The organism is Streptomyces sp. NPDC048644 (genome assembly GCF_043199105.1).
Taxonomy (GTDB): Bacteria; Actinomycetota; Actinomycetes; order Streptomycetales; family Streptomycetaceae; genus Streptomyces.
In genome coordinates this window covers 244038-259862 of the sequence record NZ_JBICVO010000011.1, presented here as the reverse complement: position 1 = coordinate 259862, position 15825 = coordinate 244038, and the positions used below count along the sequence as shown (strand labels likewise).

General features: G+C 68.0%; 14 protein-coding genes. 5 read left to right on the top strand and 9 right to left on the bottom strand.

Going from position 1 to position 15825, the window contains the following annotated elements; genetic code table 11:
• Window positions 1–90: 90 nt before the first annotated feature.
• The 3 genes from ACGFNI_RS25105 to ACGFNI_RS25095 form a co-directional block, all read right to left on the bottom strand.
• Window positions 91–1536 (bottom strand): CoA transferase, encoded by a 1446-nt coding sequence (locus tag ACGFNI_RS25105; RefSeq protein WP_393686885.1) that lies wholly within the window; start codon window positions 1534–1536, stop codon window positions 91–93.
• A 69-nt stretch (window positions 1537–1605) separates the two neighbouring features.
• Window positions 1606–2343: a helix-turn-helix domain-containing protein gene (locus ACGFNI_RS25100; protein ID WP_393686884.1), complete on the bottom strand. Its 738-nt coding sequence runs from the start codon at window positions 2341–2343 to the stop codon at window positions 1606–1608.
• Window positions 2344–2580: 237 nt separating this feature from the next.
• A complete protein-coding gene (locus ACGFNI_RS25095; RefSeq protein ID WP_393686883.1) occupies window positions 2581–3519 on the bottom strand; it encodes an RNA polymerase sigma-70 factor in 939 nt (312 codons plus the stop codon).
• Between the two features lie 174 nt (window positions 3520–3693).
• Between ACGFNI_RS25095 and ACGFNI_RS25090 the strand changes: the two genes are divergently transcribed.
• Window positions 3694–4179 carry a carboxymuconolactone decarboxylase family protein gene (locus ACGFNI_RS25090; RefSeq protein ID WP_393686882.1) on the top strand — a complete coding sequence of 162 codons (486 nt, stop codon included), beginning with the start codon at window positions 3694–3696 and terminating at the stop codon, window positions 4177–4179.
• Window positions 4180–4909: 730 nt separating this feature from the next.
• Window positions 4910–5668 carry a hypothetical protein gene (locus ACGFNI_RS25085; protein ID WP_393686881.1) on the top strand — a complete coding sequence of 253 codons (759 nt, stop codon included), beginning with the start codon at window positions 4910–4912 and terminating at the stop codon, window positions 5666–5668.
• Window positions 5669–5769: 101 nt separating this feature from the next.
• Here ACGFNI_RS25085 and ACGFNI_RS25080 read toward each other — a convergent pair whose 3' ends face one another.
• Window positions 5770–7218, bottom strand: a complete 1449-nt coding sequence (locus ACGFNI_RS25080) for a tyrosinase family protein (RefSeq protein ID WP_393686895.1) — start codon at window positions 7216–7218, stop codon at window positions 5770–5772.
• Between the two features lie 351 nt (window positions 7219–7569).
• Between ACGFNI_RS25080 and ACGFNI_RS25075 the strand changes: the two genes are divergently transcribed.
• Both ACGFNI_RS25075 and ACGFNI_RS25070 read left to right on the top strand, forming a co-directional pair.
• Window positions 7570–8040, top strand: coding sequence for a hypothetical protein (locus ACGFNI_RS25075; RefSeq protein ID WP_393686880.1), 471 nt, complete (start codon window positions 7570–7572; stop codon window positions 8038–8040).
• A gap of 189 nt (window positions 8041–8229) precedes the next feature.
• The gene (locus ACGFNI_RS25070; protein WP_393686879.1) at window positions 8230–8799 is read left to right on the top strand and encodes a glycoside hydrolase family 25 protein; all 570 of its coding nucleotides are present in this window, start codon (window positions 8230–8232) and stop codon (window positions 8797–8799) included.
• A gap of 106 nt (window positions 8800–8905) precedes the next feature.
• On the opposite strand, the gene ACGFNI_RS25065 is transcribed toward ACGFNI_RS25070, so the two are convergent.
• The 4 genes from ACGFNI_RS25065 to ACGFNI_RS25050 form a co-directional block, all read right to left on the bottom strand.
• Window positions 8906–9835: a ferritin-like protein gene (locus ACGFNI_RS25065; protein ID WP_393686878.1), complete on the bottom strand. Its 930-nt coding sequence runs from the start codon at window positions 9833–9835 to the stop codon at window positions 8906–8908.
• Between the two features lie 31 nt (window positions 9836–9866).
• A complete protein-coding gene (locus ACGFNI_RS25060; protein ID WP_393686877.1) occupies window positions 9867–10415 on the bottom strand; it encodes a gluconate 2-dehydrogenase subunit 3 family protein in 549 nt (182 codons plus the stop codon).
• A 69-nt stretch (window positions 10416–10484) separates the two neighbouring features.
• Window positions 10485–12173: a GMC oxidoreductase gene (locus ACGFNI_RS25055; RefSeq protein ID WP_393686876.1), complete on the bottom strand. Its 1689-nt coding sequence runs from the start codon at window positions 12171–12173 to the stop codon at window positions 10485–10487.
• 319 nt (window positions 12174–12492) lie between these two features.
• The gene (locus tag ACGFNI_RS25050; protein ID WP_393686875.1) at window positions 12493–14190 is read right to left on the bottom strand and encodes a M4 family metallopeptidase; all 1698 of its coding nucleotides are present in this window, start codon (window positions 14188–14190) and stop codon (window positions 12493–12495) included.
• 356 nt (window positions 14191–14546) lie between these two features.
• Between ACGFNI_RS25050 and ACGFNI_RS25045 the strand changes: the two genes are divergently transcribed.
• Window positions 14547–15335, top strand: a complete 789-nt coding sequence (locus tag ACGFNI_RS25045; protein WP_393686874.1) for a hypothetical protein — start codon at window positions 14547–14549, stop codon at window positions 15333–15335.
• 55 nt (window positions 15336–15390) lie between these two features.
• Here the strand turns inward: ACGFNI_RS25045 and ACGFNI_RS25040 are convergent, their stop codons facing one another.
• The gene (locus tag ACGFNI_RS25040) at window positions 15391–15708 is read right to left on the bottom strand and encodes a hypothetical protein (protein ID WP_393686873.1); all 318 of its coding nucleotides are present in this window, start codon (window positions 15706–15708) and stop codon (window positions 15391–15393) included.
• Window positions 15709–15825 lie beyond the last annotated feature (117 nt).

The window sequence follows — 15825 nt, the reverse complement described above, 5'->3', positions numbered from 1 at the left end:
CGACCCGTTACGACAAGACCGCCGAGTCCTACCAGGCAGCCGTCACACTCGCCTCGCTCCTGATGTGGGCGTGACAATTGAAGACACCGCCTAGCGCCACTGGAGCGCAGCGGACCCGAGCGGGGAACGCCGGCCGGGCTGGGGGGCCGTGCGCCCGCTGTACGCGAACGGTGTCGCCGGTTCGGTGAGCGGGCCGAAGTCGGTCCCGGTGGTCGACAGCGGGGCGTGCGGCGTGCGTCCTGGCCGGGGCAGGTCGCGTACGTCCTCCCGTGCCAGCAGCCCGAGTTGCTGCACCCAGTGGCACACCCCGGCCAAGGTCACGCGGATCCGCCAGGAGCCGCCCTCCGCCGTACGTCGGCGCAGGGCCGTTGCGACGGCGGCGGCCCCGAGGTAGGCGGCGAGGTAGTCATTGAGCAGGTATGTCGGCGGCAGCGAAGGCCGGTCCGTCCATTCCTCGACGGCGAATCCGGTTGCCGAGCAGGCGAGTTGGTCGAAACCGCCGCGTTCGCCCCAGGGGCCGTCGGCGCCCCAGGCGTGGTATTCGAGGGTGATGAGTCCGGGGCGGCGCCGGACGAGTTCCTCGGTCGACGCCCCGTGCCGGGCAAGTCCCCGGTAGGCGTGCACGAAGACGTCCGCGTCCTGGAGCGCGTCGTGGAAGGCCGCACGGTCGTGACCGTCGCGCAGGTCGCAGTAGGCGTTGCGCTTGCCGCCGCCGGTTATCGCGATCATCGGGATCGGGTCGGGGCGGTCGGGACGCGACAGGTGCAGCACGTCGGCACCGAACTGGGCGAGTAGTCGCGCCGCTACGGGACCTGCGATGACGTGGGTGAGGTCGAGTACGCGTACGCCCGTGAGCGCTTCGTCGGCCGCGCCGATCGGCTCCAGAGGGCGGACCGGTCCTTCACCGACGCGGTCGATCTCGACGACCGGGCGCTGCGCCACATGCCGCCCCGCGGGGTGCGCGAGCCACTCGTCCCGGCTGCGCACCACGCAGGCGACGCCGCCCCGCGCGCAGATGGCCTCCTCCAGCGTGAAGGCGTCCCAGTCGGCCACGGCCTGCGCGATGCCCACCTTGTCGAGCCCGCACCTCAGCACGGAGCAGACCGCGTCCCGCAGATGCGGATAGGCGGTGATGAGGAAGATCCACCGGCCGTCGCGTGCCCGGTAGAAGTCGTTGTTGCCGAGCAGCGCCGGGTCGTCGAGCAGATCGCTGAGCGGGCGCCCTGAGAGCGTCGTGTGATACGTCGCCATGAGTTGGTCGATCGCGGCCCCGGCCTGTACCTCCACCCTCTGGCGCGGGTGACCGCGCTGTTCGCCGAGTGCCGCCGTCTGCCGCCCGAAGACACCGATCGCGGCGGACATGGCATCGGCGAGGCGGTGCACCGATGGCACCAGGGGATCGGCCCCGACGACGGTGATGTCCTCGGCCCCACGGGCCGGATCGGGGTCGCCGAGGGTGTGAAGGAGCCGGGAGACGACCTCGCCGGTGGGCGTCGGCGGTGTCGGATCGGTCGTGGTCAGCGTGTGCGAAGTCATGCCGGGATGCTCGTTCCCGGCACGGCACGAGCGCCCGGATTCACGGATATCCGTGAACCGATGCGGACGTCACATCCGCCGCTCCTGGATGTGCGCGAGGAGCCGGGCCGCCGCCCGGTCCAGACGCAGCCGCTCCGAGCGGCCACGGCGCCGGTGCATCAGAGCGAGGGCTCCCGTGACGACGGGGCCGTCGGTGACGGGGATCGCGAGTGCGCTGACCTCGGGGTCGGCCAACCCCTCGCTGCGGCTGATCCGCGACGCGCGGATCGCCGGAAGAGCGGAGCGGAACTCGGCGACCGCCTCGGGGTCGTGGCGGGCCAGTTCGTCGAGCAGCCCACGGCGCTCCGCCTCGTCGGTGAGCGCGAGGAGCAGCCGGCCCGCTGCGGTGCGCAGCAGGGGCCGGGCGACGTGCTGGTCGGCGAGCGGCACGAGGCGCGGAATGTGGTCCTCGCCGCCGCGTGCGAGGTACACGGCGTCGAGTCCGACCCGCACCGTGAGCAGCACCGGGGTACCCGCGACGCGGCTCAGTTCGCTGAGCTCGGCCTGACTGATCCGCGGGACGACCCGGCCGGCGATGAGGTTGAGGACGTGCGGGGCAGGCCCGAGCCTGAAGCGCCCGTGCTGCTCCAGCAGAAAACCGGTCGCGGCAAGGCCGTTGACCAGGTCCTGCACCGAACTCGCCGGCGCCTCGACCGTCCGCGCCAACTCGGCCACGGTCACTCCGCCCGGCGCCCGTGCGGCGGCCTCCAGGATCCACGCGACCCGGTCCACCGTACGGTGACGCCGCCGCCGACCGTGCTCGCCCATCCCACCCCGCCTTGTCCTTCTTGTGCGTCGCCGGCCACTCGCGCCGACACGACCCGCTGATCCTTTCCCGCACCACCCCGACGAGCAAGTCGGCCCCGGCCATCGCAGACGTCACGAGCCCGGCAGCAGAAGGTGGTTCACGCGAGGGCGGAAGGACCGTCTCCGGGTCGAGGGAAGTGTGCGGTGGGCGAGCCGCTGCCGGCAGCGGGGTGTGGGTGGTGGTGCCAGGGCCGGGGCTCAGCGGCGCAGGGTGGTCTCCCGCTGCATGTGTGAGAGTTTTTCGGGATTGCGTACGGCGTAGAGCCCGGTGATGAGGTCGTTGTCGATGCGCGCCGCCACGACGGTGTCGAGCGCGCCGTCGAGCCGGATGATCAGCGCCGGGCAGGCATTGATCTGTGCGGGCCGCAGCGACACTCCGGTGACCCTGCCCAGCCCTGCGGCCAGCAGGCGGGCCACCTTGTCGGCCCCCACGACGGGCCGCAGGACGGCCTGCTTGACTCCGCCACCGTCGCCCAGGAGGACGACATCCGGCGCGAGGGTGTCGAGCAGGCTCTGCAGATCGCCCGTTTCGACCGCCCGTCGGAACGCATCGAGCAGGTCTCGGGTCTCGGCCGGGGAAACGGTCGCACGTGGCCGGCGCGCCGCGACGTGTGCCCGTGCCCGGTGCGCGATCTGGCGGACCGCGGCCGGGCTCTTGTCGACGGCTTCGGCGATCTCGTCGTATCCGACGTCGAACACCTCGCGCAGCACGAACACCGCCCGCTCGGTCGGTGTCAGAGTCTCCATCACCAGCAGCATCGCCATCGAGACGCTGTCGGCCAGCTCGACGTCATCGGCCACGTCGGGCGCGGTGAGCAGCGGCTCGGGCAGCCAGGTGCCGACGTAGGACTCCCTGCGGCGGCTGAGCGTACGCAACCGGCTCAGCGCCTGACGCGTGGTGATCCGGACCAGGTACGCACGCTGCTCCCGCACCGTGCCGAGATCGACGCCCGCCCACCGCAGCCAGGTCTCCTGGAGGACGTCCTCCGCGTCGGCGGCCGAGCCGAGCATCTCGTAGGCGACGGTGAACAGCAGGTTGCGATGGGCGACGAACGCCTCGGTGGCAGGGTCCGTGCGTCCGCCGCCGGCGAGCTGCCCGGCCGGGCCCTCTGTGCGCTCGTGGTGCTCGCTCTTCACCGGCTGCTCCTGCCTGTCCGCTCTCGACGGTGCCACGCACACAGGACGCCGGTCCCCACAGCTTTGTGACACCCATGAGTGGTGGCGCACGTCACACGGCCGCCGCTGTCACAAGGAGCGGGTGGCCGGCATCTCGTGTTCGTTCCGTGCAACACCACGAGTGAGGACGAAGCCATGGACACCCGATTCGACATGTTCGGCAACGAGATCGCCGCCAAGTTCGCCAAGCGGTTCGCAGGCGCCGGCCTGGTGATCCAGCAGTCGCCGCTGCCGAAGTCCACGCAGGAGCTGGTGTCGCTGCGCGCCAGCCAGATCAACGGCTGTGGTTGGTGCATCGACATGCACACCAAGGAGGCCGCAGCCGCCGGTGAAACCACGACCCGGCTCCATCTGGTCGCCGCCTGGCGCGAGTCCACCGTGTTCACGGAGGCCGAGCGGGCCGCGCTGGCGCTCGCCGAAGAGGGCACCCGGCTCGCCGATGCCCACCACGGCGTGTCCGACGAGACCTGGGCCCAGGTACGCAAGCACTACGACGACGACCGGATCGCCGCGCTGGTCGCCTTGGTCGCCCTGATCAACGCGGCCAACCGGCTCGCCGTGATCGTGCACCAGCAGGGCGGTTCCTACGAGCCCGGAATGTTCGCCGCCGCGTTCAACTGACCGGCAGACGGATCCGGCGGGGAAGAAAGGAAGCCGCGCTCCGGCCTGTTCACGCCACATCACCGTCCAGGCCGGGGCGGGACCGCCGCGGCGGCAGCAGCGGCTGCCGCTCTGGCCGTAGCCGCCACGTTGCCCGCAGCATCGCAGTCCCGCGGCCCTGCGATGTCGTACGCAAGGTCCTGGAGCGCGTGGTGACGGAGGATCAGTTCCCCGCTCTGGCCGCCATCGTCGACTGTGGACGGGTACACGCAACTACGCCGTCGGCACCGCGGACTTGATGACGGGGGCGAGGGTTCCGGTGGACGGGAAGTGCGGGTGGTGTGAGGGCCCTGGCATGAGCCATCCGGGCCCCACCGCCCGGTCGGCCGGCCCGGAAGGGCTCGGATGGTTGCCGCAGGGGGCCAGTCGCCCTTGCGGCAACCGGCACGCCCCGCGTCGACGGCCCTCCTGCCCGACGCGCACGCTCCCACCCTCCTGGCAGCCGTGCACGCTCGTTCACCGACTGGCACCGCCACGTCACCCCCGTCACCGCCGCCCACCTCTTCCTGACCGAACAGCGGAGGAACTCACCCCCTGCCAGTACCTGCCCGCAGCCGCGCCGTGCCGCCGGTTCCCGGTCCTGCACGCCAATGGCCCCTGAAGCGGCCCGGCAGCGTGCAACCCGGCAGGAGACGTGGCAGCGTCACGGGAATCGGTCCCATTCCTGCACTCGCTTCAAGAAGGGCGAACGGTGGCTGGTGCGGTTGTCGAGGCGGGGGTATGGGTCGCACTGTCATGGGCGGGGGAATTCAGCCTCGGTCAGTACCTGGGGCTGGTGCTGATCGCGGCCGGGACGCTGGTCGGTGCGTGGTCGGGACGACGGTGGTCGCATCGTTCGACGGTGCTGCTCGGGGCCGCGTCGGGAGTGCTGCTGGCCGTGGCCGGGGCCGACATCGTGCCGCACGCCGTTCACGAGGCCGACGAGGCGGGGGTTTCCCGCTGGGTCGTACCGGTCACCGCCGTGCTGGTTTTCGCTCTTGCCCCGGCGGGGCGCCTCCTGCGCCGGCGGTGTGAGCCGGGGCGTCTGCTGAGTGCGGGGACGGCGGTGGCCCTCGTGCTGCACCGGCTGGTGGAGGGCATGACGGTCGTCCTGCTGGCCTCGGTTCCTGTGGTGGCCGCGCTGGTCGTGCACTCCGTCAGTGAAGGACTCGCGTTGACGGCGGTACTCGACGCGCGGGGCCGGCGGCCCCTGACCCCATGGCTGGCCGCCGTCTGCCTGAGCCCGCTCGTGGGCGGCTGGATCACCCTGGTGGTGCCCGTGCCGGAGTGGGTGCACGTAGTGCTGCTCGCCGTGGTCGCGGGTGTACTGCTGCGGGGCGCGGGCACGGCCCTGGCGCTGGCGCTGGCCCGACGCCGCCGGGCGGCCGGGGAGTTGGCGGGGCCGCCCGTGCTGCTGGCGCTGGGCTCGGCCGCCGCCGTCACCGTGGCAGCCGTGCTGGTCCTGCGCTGACCTGTTCCTTCCGGCGGACGGATGGCGTTCCAGCACCACCGGCCGTCGGCTGATGTCGAGTCAGCCGACGGCCGGCGGGTGTGCAGCGGCAGCGGGACGGGCTACACGGCGGTGAGGCTGACGCGTTCGAAGCTGGGCTGCGGGGCGGCCTCCGCGACGGCACCTGCGGGGGCGGCTTCGGCGAGTGCCGGTGCGGGACGGGGGACGGATGGCACGAGGGAGACGGTGACCGGCCCGTCCGGCAGCAGCCCCTGTTCGTGCAGCCGGTGGACCTGCTCGGTGATGTCGAAACTCGCGTCGTGGCCGCCGTGGTCGTGCAGGGATCCGTCGACGTCCGCCGCGCCGAAGAAGGAGATCCAGCCGACGAAGTAGGGCCCGGACGGGTCGAGTTCACCCCCGTGGCCGTTGAGGAAGACGTGGAACGGCGTTCCGGGCGGCACGTCCGTGCGCACACCGTGCACGGTGAGGATCAGGCCGGTTTCCGGGGCGTGGCCTGCGACCATGGCCCGCATGGACCGGCCGGCGTCGCCGACCGGTTCCAGGCTCACCTCGGTCGGCCCGTGGACGCTGAGGACCTGCCGGGGGTTGGCGGCGGCCAGGACGCGTTCGCCGGCTCGGGTGACCGGGGCCGGCGGCACGACCGCGGGCCGGGTTCCCGCCCCCTCGGTCAGGGCCTCGTATGCGTAGTCGCGTGGATCGATGCCCAGGAAGTCCCTGCTCGTGGGCCGCTGGATCTGCCCGTTCTCGTCGAAGAAGATGAACTGCTGGTCCAGCCAGGACGTGTGGTCCGGGTTGAGGTTGTCCTTGCTCAGCCAGCCCGACCAGAGCCGGTCGATGTTGCTGTGGTGCAGCCAGAAGATCGGATCGCGGGCGGCGCCCGCCACGGCGCCCATCCAACCGCCGACGCCACCGTGGACCTGGTTGTGCGGGACGTTCTCCAGCTCACCGAAGCCACGGCGGAAGTGGATCATGGAGGTGTAGCTGATCTCGCTGCCGAAGCTCGGCTGGTCCGTCTGACGGCTGTGTGTGGCGGAGAATACCGTCTGGCTCATGGCGCGGAAGGGATTGATGTCCGTGTAGGGAAGCACCTCGAAGGCCGAGTTCTTGTCCAGCGCGCGATGCGGGATGTTCCAGAAGTCCGGTCGGAGCACCTGTGCGTCCGAAAGATAGAGGGGGTTGTCGGCCGTCAGGTCGTCGCCTTCCGGGTGGGACGGCATCTTGGGGGTGCGGAATGCCTCCGGGAGAGCGCGCGAGGTGAAGTCCTCGACCGGGTTCGGGTCGGGCGCGTCCAGCGCATAGTTCCAGTACGGCAGTGCCCAGGTGGTGGAGGGGTCGGGGGTGATCTTCTCCTCGGCGGCGATCTCCTTGATGGCTGCCCGGACGATCCGTTCGAAGTAGTACAGGTAGCCCCGGTGCCACGGCAGGAAGAACCAGCCGCCGTGCGGACACTGGTTGAACGCCTCGTTCGTCTCCGTGATCGTGGGCGGGACGCCGTGGATACACCCTTGGAAGACCCAACTTGTCGGGTCCGTGGCCGGCCGCTGCTGCATCCTTCCCACGGCTCGGGCATACCAGTACAACGCCGGATCCCAGGTATCCATCTTGCTCGCGTCTTGCCGCACGAACGCGACACCGTTCGCCATGTTGCTCCTAGTTCTGAGCGGGACGCCCGAGTGGGGCGCCCCAGATCCCTACCGACCCCGACGGCCGCCCCATCACATTTCGTCCACAAACCTTCCGAGGGGTGACCGGGCGCGCCATCCGGACGAGAGCGGCGACGACGGGGCAGGGAAATGCACGCGTTCGGCAGGAGCGCACCCTCGCGCACGGCACACGGCACACGGCCGTCGCTGTCGCTCGCGGGGACTGGGCGTTCGCAGCACTCTGGAGGGGCGTGCTCGATGCGCATCGCCGTGACCAGGAGGGACAAGATGAACGTCGTAGAGCTGACCGGGACGTACACCTACCGGAGTTTCCTCAATCGACCGGAGCCCGTCGATGACTTCAACAAGCTTCGGTTCGCACAGCTGGAGCTGAGGCTTGCGGCCGAACCGGACGGCACGGTCAGCGGTGCGCTGGTCTTCTCGGAGGAACCCGGAGCCGAACCTATCGCCATGGACATGGTTGGCCGGGCCTCGGGCTCGTCTCCCATGGCATTCACCTTGACCGGAAGGGGCCGGCCGAACAGCGCCATCGCGGACTTCCACTACGAGTACGACGGCATCGCCCTACGCCACTGGGAGACCGGGATCGGCCAGCGGATGACCCTCGCCGGGACGGTGCTGCGCGCGGAGGACCACGGGAGCGGTTCCAGCCTGGCCAAGGCCGGACAGACGGCCGGCTTCCTGGCGGTGAAGCGCGACGACGCCTGACCCGGCGGACCATGGCTCAGGCACGTGGCCGACCGTGGTTCCGGTGCCTGCGTCGCGCTCCGGCCGGGCAGGTTGATCCAGATGCCACGGTCGAGGCGCAGCGCGAAAATGGAGACAAGCCGTGACTGCCCTGGGCAGCATGCGCACGCGAGTCGCCAGGTCAGTCGCCATCGCCTTAAGGAGGCGACCATGACCATCAAGGGAATTGATGTCTCGTCATTCCAGTCGGAGCAATACCGCACCGACGGATTCGCCTTTGTCTTCATCAAAATCACGGAGGGCACCACCTACACGAACCCCAAGTGGGTCGCTCAACGCAAGACCGCACGAGACGCCGGAATGGTGACCGGCTTCTATCATTTCGTCCGGCCTGGATCCTTTGAAGCCCAGGCCGACTTCTTCCTCTCCAAGATCACGCTGGCGGACGGGGACATTCTCGCCTTCGACTGGGAGGACCGTGGCGTCTCGAACTCCTTCAAGGACAGCTGGATCAAGCGCGTGCAGCGCCGCGCACCCGGGCACAAGACGGTGCTCTACTGCAACCGGGACTTCTGGCTGAACCGTGACACCACGTCCTTCGCCGGGGACGGCCTGTGGATAGCCCAGTACAACGGCAGGCCAGGTCGGCCCGACATTCAGCACCCGTGGCTGTTCCACCAGTACACCGACCAACCGGTCGACACGAACGTCGGAAACTTCAAGGACAAGGTGGCACTGCGCGGTTGGTCCACACACCGGGAGCTGGCTTCGTTCGGCTGAAGCTCGACTGAAGCGGCCCGCTGTGCGGCGGAGTCGGGGCTCACCGCGGAAGGCGCCCGGCAGGAAACGCGCCGTCGGGCCTGGCCACCCGTGCCCGGCGGGACGCTCAGACCGCTCCGCCGTCCCACCGGAATTCCGGGCGGATTCCCTTTCTGATCAGATCTTGTCCGACGATGCGTAGCTGGAACATGGCTGCCACGTTCGGGGCATCGCCCGATGTCCAGCATTTTTCCAGATCGACCAGCAGGTTCGACAAGGTGCGGTTGAACTCGGTTGACGGGTTCGGCCGGGCGGCGGAGGGTTCAAAGTCATACACTTCCGGCAGTGTGACGGGAGCTCCGCTGAAGCTCCACTTTTCGCCGACCTTGACCAGCCTCTTCTGAACGAACAGCTCCTTGAAGAGGTAATAGTGTGCGCGCCCTTGTGCCTCCCCGGATGGCTGATCCGGAGATCCCCGAACCCCCTCCCCCTCGCTCTTGATCCTCTCGATTGCCCCGATTGCGTCGGCGATACTTCTGATCGGCTTCGCGAAAGGAACATCCACCGCATGGGCATTCTGATCGATCGCCGGAATGAGCGTATCGAATGCCGCGATGATCCTGTCGTAGAAAGCACCGATCGTTGCGGGCGGCTGCTCCGGCACCAGCGCAACGGGAGGGAAATCCGGATACTCGATCTGCATGAAAACCGCGAGCTGCTCCTTGAGCAACGGCTTCAGGTCGATCGGAATCTCCTGTGGAATACCTCCGGGTAGTTCGTTGGCCGGATAGGTGGGCAGGAACTCTGCGTTGGCGATCGACGGCTGACCGCCGATCGCGGACAGCAGGTTCCCGGCCAGCGCGAAGTGGTGCATCTCCTGGCTGACAATCCTGTGGAGCACGCCCTCCGTGCGGTCCGGGTCACGTCTGACCGACCACTGCGCACACAGATACGGCGGGATCGTCGCAAATTCCAGACGCATCGCCAGTTGCAGCGCGCCCTTGAGGTCATCCAGTGACAGAGTCTCCGCTTCGACGTATTCCCTGATCGTCTTCATGCACAACACCCCTGCGGTATTCGAATGGACGCTACAGGCCGAGCACTTCTAGCTCATCGTCGATGATGCGCTGGACGTCGGATGTGACACCCGGAAAGCTGAGCAGCGGTACGTTGCCGATGTAGCCGATCGCCTTGAACCCGACGTCGGACGTGAAATAGCCGCCGAGCAGCAGGTGCCGGAATCTGATGAAGAACTTTCTGTCCACGGCAGTGGGCGACGCGATCTGATCAATGATCTGGCGCTGTCGCGGTACGTCCAGCTCCAGGAAATCGCTCTCGAACTGACGGCGCGCTTCTGCGTCGACCATGGCAAGCCCGGTCGTGATGACTGTTCTATGTTGCTGTTGCGTCTTGTAAGGGGCGCTCACCCATTCGTCGAAGAACTCGACGATGCCCATCCCACTTGGCGCCGGGTACTCATCGGTGCCCGGCAGAATGAGGTCGGCGAGGGCCGAGATGAGTGCGCGCTCGTGCTCCGAAAGCGTACGCGGCCAAGGAGCGTGCGGCGTCACGAGATTGGGATCGGTTCCGTAGCCCTGCGCTTCGGCACCGGCTTCGGCAACATTTTGCTGGTCCATCGCTCCCTCTCGTTCCTGGTCAACTGAAGTCGGGACACCCATTCCGCGTGGTCGTGCCGCGAAGGGCGGTTAAAGACCGCCGCTCTTCACCAATTCGAGAATGCGGGACGAACTGCGGGCGGCGAGAGCCATGATCGTCAGCGTGGGGTTCTTGTCCGGGCTCGACACGAAGGCTGCCCCGTCGAGAACGAACAGGTTCCGCACATCCCAGCACTGGTTGTAGGAGTCGATCACGGAGTTCTGCGGCGACGATCCCATGCGTGCCCCGCCGACCTCGTGAACCGCTCCGCCGCCCTGCGGCATCTGAAACGCAGTATTGTCCGGAGCGCCTCCGAGTCTGCGGAACACCTCATTGAATGTGGTCTGCATGTGCATGGTCTGCCGGATTTCCGACTCACCCCATTTCCAGTGGAAGCGCAGGGCCGGAACTCCCCACTTGTCCTTGGTCACAGGGTCGAGTTCGCAGAAGGAATCCTCGTTCGGGATCATCTCGCCTTCACCGATGAGGGTGACAAAGGTGCCGTACTTCCGCCGAACCTCCGCGCGCAGCTCATCGCCGTAGGTCGCACTTCCGGCATCTACGAATCCGCCCACGCCGGTAGTGGGCATCCGGCGCCCCCCGCGCGGCTCGATATGGTAGCCGCGCGGGAAATCGAGCTTCCCTGCCGCCTGCTCGCGCACCAGCCACCACGGCACGTAGACGTGCGGCGTGAAGATGCCGTCATCGTTCTGCGGCGGCACCTTCTCAAGCATCGGAATCCGCGACGACCGCGAGAATTCGACCGAATCCATCAGATATTTCCCGACGAATCCGTAGTTGTTTCCGATGCCGTTGGGAAACGCATCGCTTCTTGAGTTGAGCAGGATGCGCACCGACGAGCAGGTGCCCGCCGCCAGTGTCACCACCCTGCCCTGGACCGAGAACTCGGAGCCGGTCTCACGGTCGTGGAACGTGACTCCGGTCGCACGCCCGGTGTCGTCGACGTCGACCCGGGACACCATGGCATTGCACAGAACGGTGAGATTTCCGGTGGCCCGAGCAGGAGGAATGAGGACGGTCGGGCTCTGGAAGTTTGATTGGCTTGAGCAGCCGCGCGTGCACTGAGTCGCGTACAGGCACGCCGCGCGGCCGTTCAGAGGGCGGGTGAGGACGGCCGCATGGATGGCCGCCACCTTCATTCCCATGTTCTCGAATGCCCGCGTGAGGACGATCTCGTGGGCGCGCGGGGGCGGGGGCGGGAGCTGGACACCGGGAGGGGCGTCGGGTGCGTTCTCGATCCCGTGCGGCAGGCCCGTGACGCCGATGAGGCTTTCGACCTTGTCGTACCACGGTGCGAGATCCGTGTAATCGATGGGCCAGTCGAAACCCAGTCCGTCGCGTGTCTTCGGCTTGAAATCATAAGGCCCGAAGCGCAGCGCCACGCGGCCCCAATGGTTGGTCCGGCCACCGAGCATCCGCGGTCGCCACCAACTGAACGGCTCCGCTTCATTGGCCTGGGTGTAGGGCTCGCCGCTGATCTCCGATCCACCGTCGACCGTGGCGTCGTAGAAGCCGGCCGGCTTGTCCGCCGTCGTCGCCCCTCGCAGTGGCGCGTCCTCCTGCGTCTGGAACATCGGCGTCTCGGTTCCGGGGGCGTAGTCCCGGCCGGCCTCCAGCATGAGGACCTTCAGACCTGCCGAAGAAAGCTCGTAGGCCGCCATTCCCCCGGCGGCTCCGGAGCCGACAATGATGACGTCAAACGCCTGAGTGCCGGACACGTGACTCGCTCCTCTATCGGGCAGTTTCTACAGTGCATGGGCCTGGCGTGACGCGCTATGACGTATCGCAGTCGCTTCGATGGTCAAACCGTGAGCCGGCGCGCGGACTCGGCAGGGAATGAATTAAAGCCTCGGAAATTCATGGGGCAGCCCGTTAATCGATACATGCCATGCCCAGGGCGACCTGCATGCCTGCTGAACGGGTGGTGTGGTCCAGCGGGCAATGAAGAAGCCGCGGGAAGTGAAAACCCGGTCGGTCTGGTAGCGAATCCGACGTGCTGCGCGCTCACTTGCGGACGGGGTGGGCTGTTGGTCGCTCTCAGGCGATGCCGACCCTTCGATATGCGTCGTCGACCGCGGCCAGCGTCGCGGTGCACGCGGCAGTATTTCCGGCGAGGTACGTATTGGTGACGTCCCGCAGCGCCTGGCGCATGTCCTCGAAACCCGACTGCGTGAGCAACCGCACCAGGGCGAGATAGACCAACAGCGCCCATTCCTCGACCGTGAGGAGCGGCTTTCCTGCTCCGTCCACCGAGGTGAGCATGAGGTGCATCGCCTTGTTGTGGATATTGCTGTTGGTGTGCACGCCACCGTTGTCGGCCGTGGTGTGCCGGTAGTCGCGCATATGGTCGGGATCGCCGGTCCGGGTGGGGTCGCTCATGTCGCGCAGCGGCAGGCCGTCGCGACCCAGGTCGGCCCCGATCTCCCAGCTCCAGGTACGCACATCGCCCTGGTCGGGCGCCTGGTACCAGTTGGCGATGATGATGCCCATGGTGTCGGCCAGCGACTCGTTGAGAGCGCCGGACTGGTCCTGGTAGACGAGGTTGCTGGAGGTCTCGATCACCCCGTGGGTCAGCTCGTGCGCGATGATCCCGAGATGGCGGGCCAGGCTGACCAGCCGGTTTCCGTCGGAGGTCTGGCCGTACCACATCCGCCCGTTCCACCAGACGGCGTTGCGCCACTCGGGCCCCGGCCCGTGCCGCCGGTAGGTGCAGTTGACTGCGGAGACCAATTCCATGTCGGCGTCGTCGATGCCGTCCCGGTTGAGTTGCTGGCGGTAGAAACTCTCCACCCGCTCCGCGTTGACATGGGCCGAGACCCCGGCCCGGTGGTCAGCGCCGAAGTCCGCATCCGACGAGCCGATCGTCGAAGCCGGCAGCTGGGCTCCCGCAAGGTCGGCGAAGTCCAGGTCATAGGTGGCGATCTGCCGCCACTTGTCGTTCAAGAAGTAGGAGCTGTCCCGGTGACTGCCCCGGAACCGGTGATGGACGCTGACCTCGTCGTCGCCCTCCAGCCGGGTAGGCACCGAAACCGTGGGGGCCATCCCGTACGACTGGAGAATCTCTCCGGAATGCGTGTCGACGAGGTAGCCGGTGAGCGGGAAGTCGTCGCGCGGGGACGGGTCGAGGCCATGGCCGCGCTGGCCCTCCTCACGGCGCGACTCGGGCAGTTGGGCCGGCACCTTGCGCAGGTGCCACGCCAGGTGCCACTGGTCGTCCTGGCTGACATACGCCAGTGTCGGCGGCGGTAGCTCTTCGGCGTCGACCGTGCTCCCGGTCGCCGCCTTGACCCGCTCCAGCGCCTCGTTGCCCGACAGTTCGGGTACGGAGCCCACGCCGGATACCTCTCCGAGCCGGCAGTCGATCGAGACCAGCCGCTGACTCTCGTCGATCTCGACCAGCGCCTCGGCGCCGAAGACGGGGATCTCCTGCTGAGTCTGGTCGAAGCGGACCAGGGTGGTGCCTGTGCCGACCTGGCGGCGCGCCCCGCGCAGGGCCAGATCGGGAACCCGCTCGGGCCGGTCCTCCCTGACCGCGGCACGAAGCTCCGGGGCTTCCGCCCGGCCGAGCTTCTCGGCCAGGTAGAAACGTGCGGCGGTCTCGGCCGAGTTGAACGCTCCGCGGTCCTCGGCGCCCTCTGGTGCGCCTACCCCGCGCACCGCCTCCGGCCCCTGATGTGCGCCACCCGCCTCCGGATCGTCGCTGGCGTGGTAGCGATACCGTTCAAAGCCTGGCATGGCTGTACCCCTCGTCGGGCCCCTCGCCTCTGGCTGCCCCCGCCCTTCGCATGCGTCCTCGATTTCACCGTGACATGCCCCAGCGGGGTCGGCAACCGGACGGCGGGCGGTGACTGCGCCTCCGCATGTCACTGATGCCGGTGCGGTGATTGCCCGTCAGGTGGCCACAAGCAAACGACTGGCCTTCGTGCACCGCAGAAGCCGTGATGTGCTCTCGGCGCGCGTGCCCTTTCGCGTGCCCTCGCGCGTGCCCTTTCGCGTGCCCTCGCGCGTGCCCTTTCGCGTGCCCTCGCAGGTGCCCTTTCGCGTACGGAATGAGGGATGCGCGCCGGGTACCCCCGTGCGATAAAGGGAATATGGCGGATGCGCTGAAGAACGCCGATGTCGAAGTCAAGCTCAGCATGTCAGGTGAGGCGGCCGATTCCGCGCTCCGGATGCTCGGGCTGGAGGCCGACGACGGCAAGGACCTCACGATTTACTTCTGGGAAAGACCGTGGACGGATGGTGACAGCATCCGTCTTCCCCTGTCGGAGGCGGGAGTTGTCATCCGGCTACGGAAGGCCGCGAAGGGCGATGCGGACGACCTGACCGTGAAACTGCGGCCGTGCGTCCTGGACACGCTGCCTGCCGACTGGCGGGCGAATCGCGAAGGGAAGGACTGGGAGTTCACGATCGAGGAGGACTGGACCGGCCGCAATCGCGCCTGGGCGGCCTCGCTGAAGGTGGAAGGCGACTTCGGGCGGCCCACCGCCGATGACGGAGACGGGGACGGGGACAGGGACGGGGACAGGGACGGGGACTCGCGTCGGCCCCGGCTGACCCGGGACCAGCGAGAGCTGCTGGCGAGCGCCCAGGTCACCGACGACGACCTGGCGGACCTCGTGCCGCTTGGCCCGGTCCAGGCCATCAAGTGGAAGCCCTCCCGCCGCGACCTGATCCACCCGCTCACCGCGGAATTCTGGAGCGTCGGCCCCGACCTGCGTTTCTTGGAGCTGTCACTCCGGGCGCACCCTGCCGAAGCCTCCGGCGCACAGGACCTGCTGGAACGGGCCCTCATCGACCTGGGCCTCCAGCCTCCCTCGCCTCAGATGTCCAAGACCCGCAGCGCCCTCACCGCCCTTGCCCGCGCGCACCTGACCGGGTAGCGGGGCGGTATCGGAACGGCGGGGACGGACGGGAGAGTTGGGGCGTTCGGCTGCCTCAGGAAGCACGCACCTTCAGCAGTTCGCCGTCGCACTGCAGGATTTCGAGCCGGCGGCTTGGCCGGTCGGTGCCGGGAAAGCTGATGGCAAGTGACCGCCCGTCCGCCGTCGACCAGCGGCCGGGGACGGTGTCGGGTACGTCGGCACCGCCGATGACGTGATCGATGTAGGTGCCATCCGCGACGATCTCCATGCCCCGGCGACCGCGAGCGGGCGGAAACGGATAGCCGGCCGGACGGTAGACGGTCACGCCCTCGGTGTCCTCCTCGTAGGAGTGGGTCCACTGCCGGAACAGTTCGGCAGGCAGCTCGCTCATCGTTCCGACCTTCCCTCGAAGCATCTTTTGCCCCGATTCACAACAAATGCTAGCCTGTTGGTGGATTTTTCTATTTGCACCATCATGGCTTATTTACACTAACTTGCAATACCTCAC

Coding starts and splice junctions, on each gene's coding strand:
- ACGFNI_RS25105 (WP_393686885.1), bottom strand. CDS start 1,536: ATGACTTCGCACACGCTGACCACGACCGATCCGACACCGCCGACGCCC.
- ACGFNI_RS25100 (WP_393686884.1), bottom strand. CDS start 2,343: ATGGGCGAGCACGGTCGGCGGCGGCGTCACCGTACGGTGGACCGGGTC.
- ACGFNI_RS25090 (WP_393686882.1), top strand. CDS start 3,694: ATGGACACCCGATTCGACATGTTCGGCAACGAGATCGCCGCCAAGTTC.
- ACGFNI_RS25080 (WP_393686895.1), bottom strand. CDS start 7,218: ATGCAGCAGCGGCCGGCCACGGACCCGACAAGTTGGGTCTTCCAAGGG.
- ACGFNI_RS25075 (WP_393686880.1), top strand. CDS start 7,570: ATGCGCATCGCCGTGACCAGGAGGGACAAGATGAACGTCGTAGAGCTG.
- ACGFNI_RS25070 (WP_393686879.1), top strand. CDS start 8,230: ATGACCATCAAGGGAATTGATGTCTCGTCATTCCAGTCGGAGCAATAC.
- ACGFNI_RS25065 (WP_393686878.1), bottom strand. CDS start 9,835: ATGAAGACGATCAGGGAATACGTCGAAGCGGAGACTCTGTCACTGGAT.
- ACGFNI_RS25060 (WP_393686877.1), bottom strand. CDS start 10,415: ATGGACCAGCAAAATGTTGCCGAAGCCGGTGCCGAAGCGCAGGGCTAC.
- ACGFNI_RS25050 (WP_393686875.1), bottom strand. CDS start 14,190: ATGCCAGGCTTTGAACGGTATCGCTACCACGCCAGCGACGATCCGGAG.
- ACGFNI_RS25045 (WP_393686874.1), top strand. CDS start 14,547: ATGGCGGATGCGCTGAAGAACGCCGATGTCGAAGTCAAGCTCAGCATG.
- ACGFNI_RS25040 (WP_393686873.1), bottom strand. CDS start 15,708: ATGAGCGAGCTGCCTGCCGAACTGTTCCGGCAGTGGACCCACTCCTAC.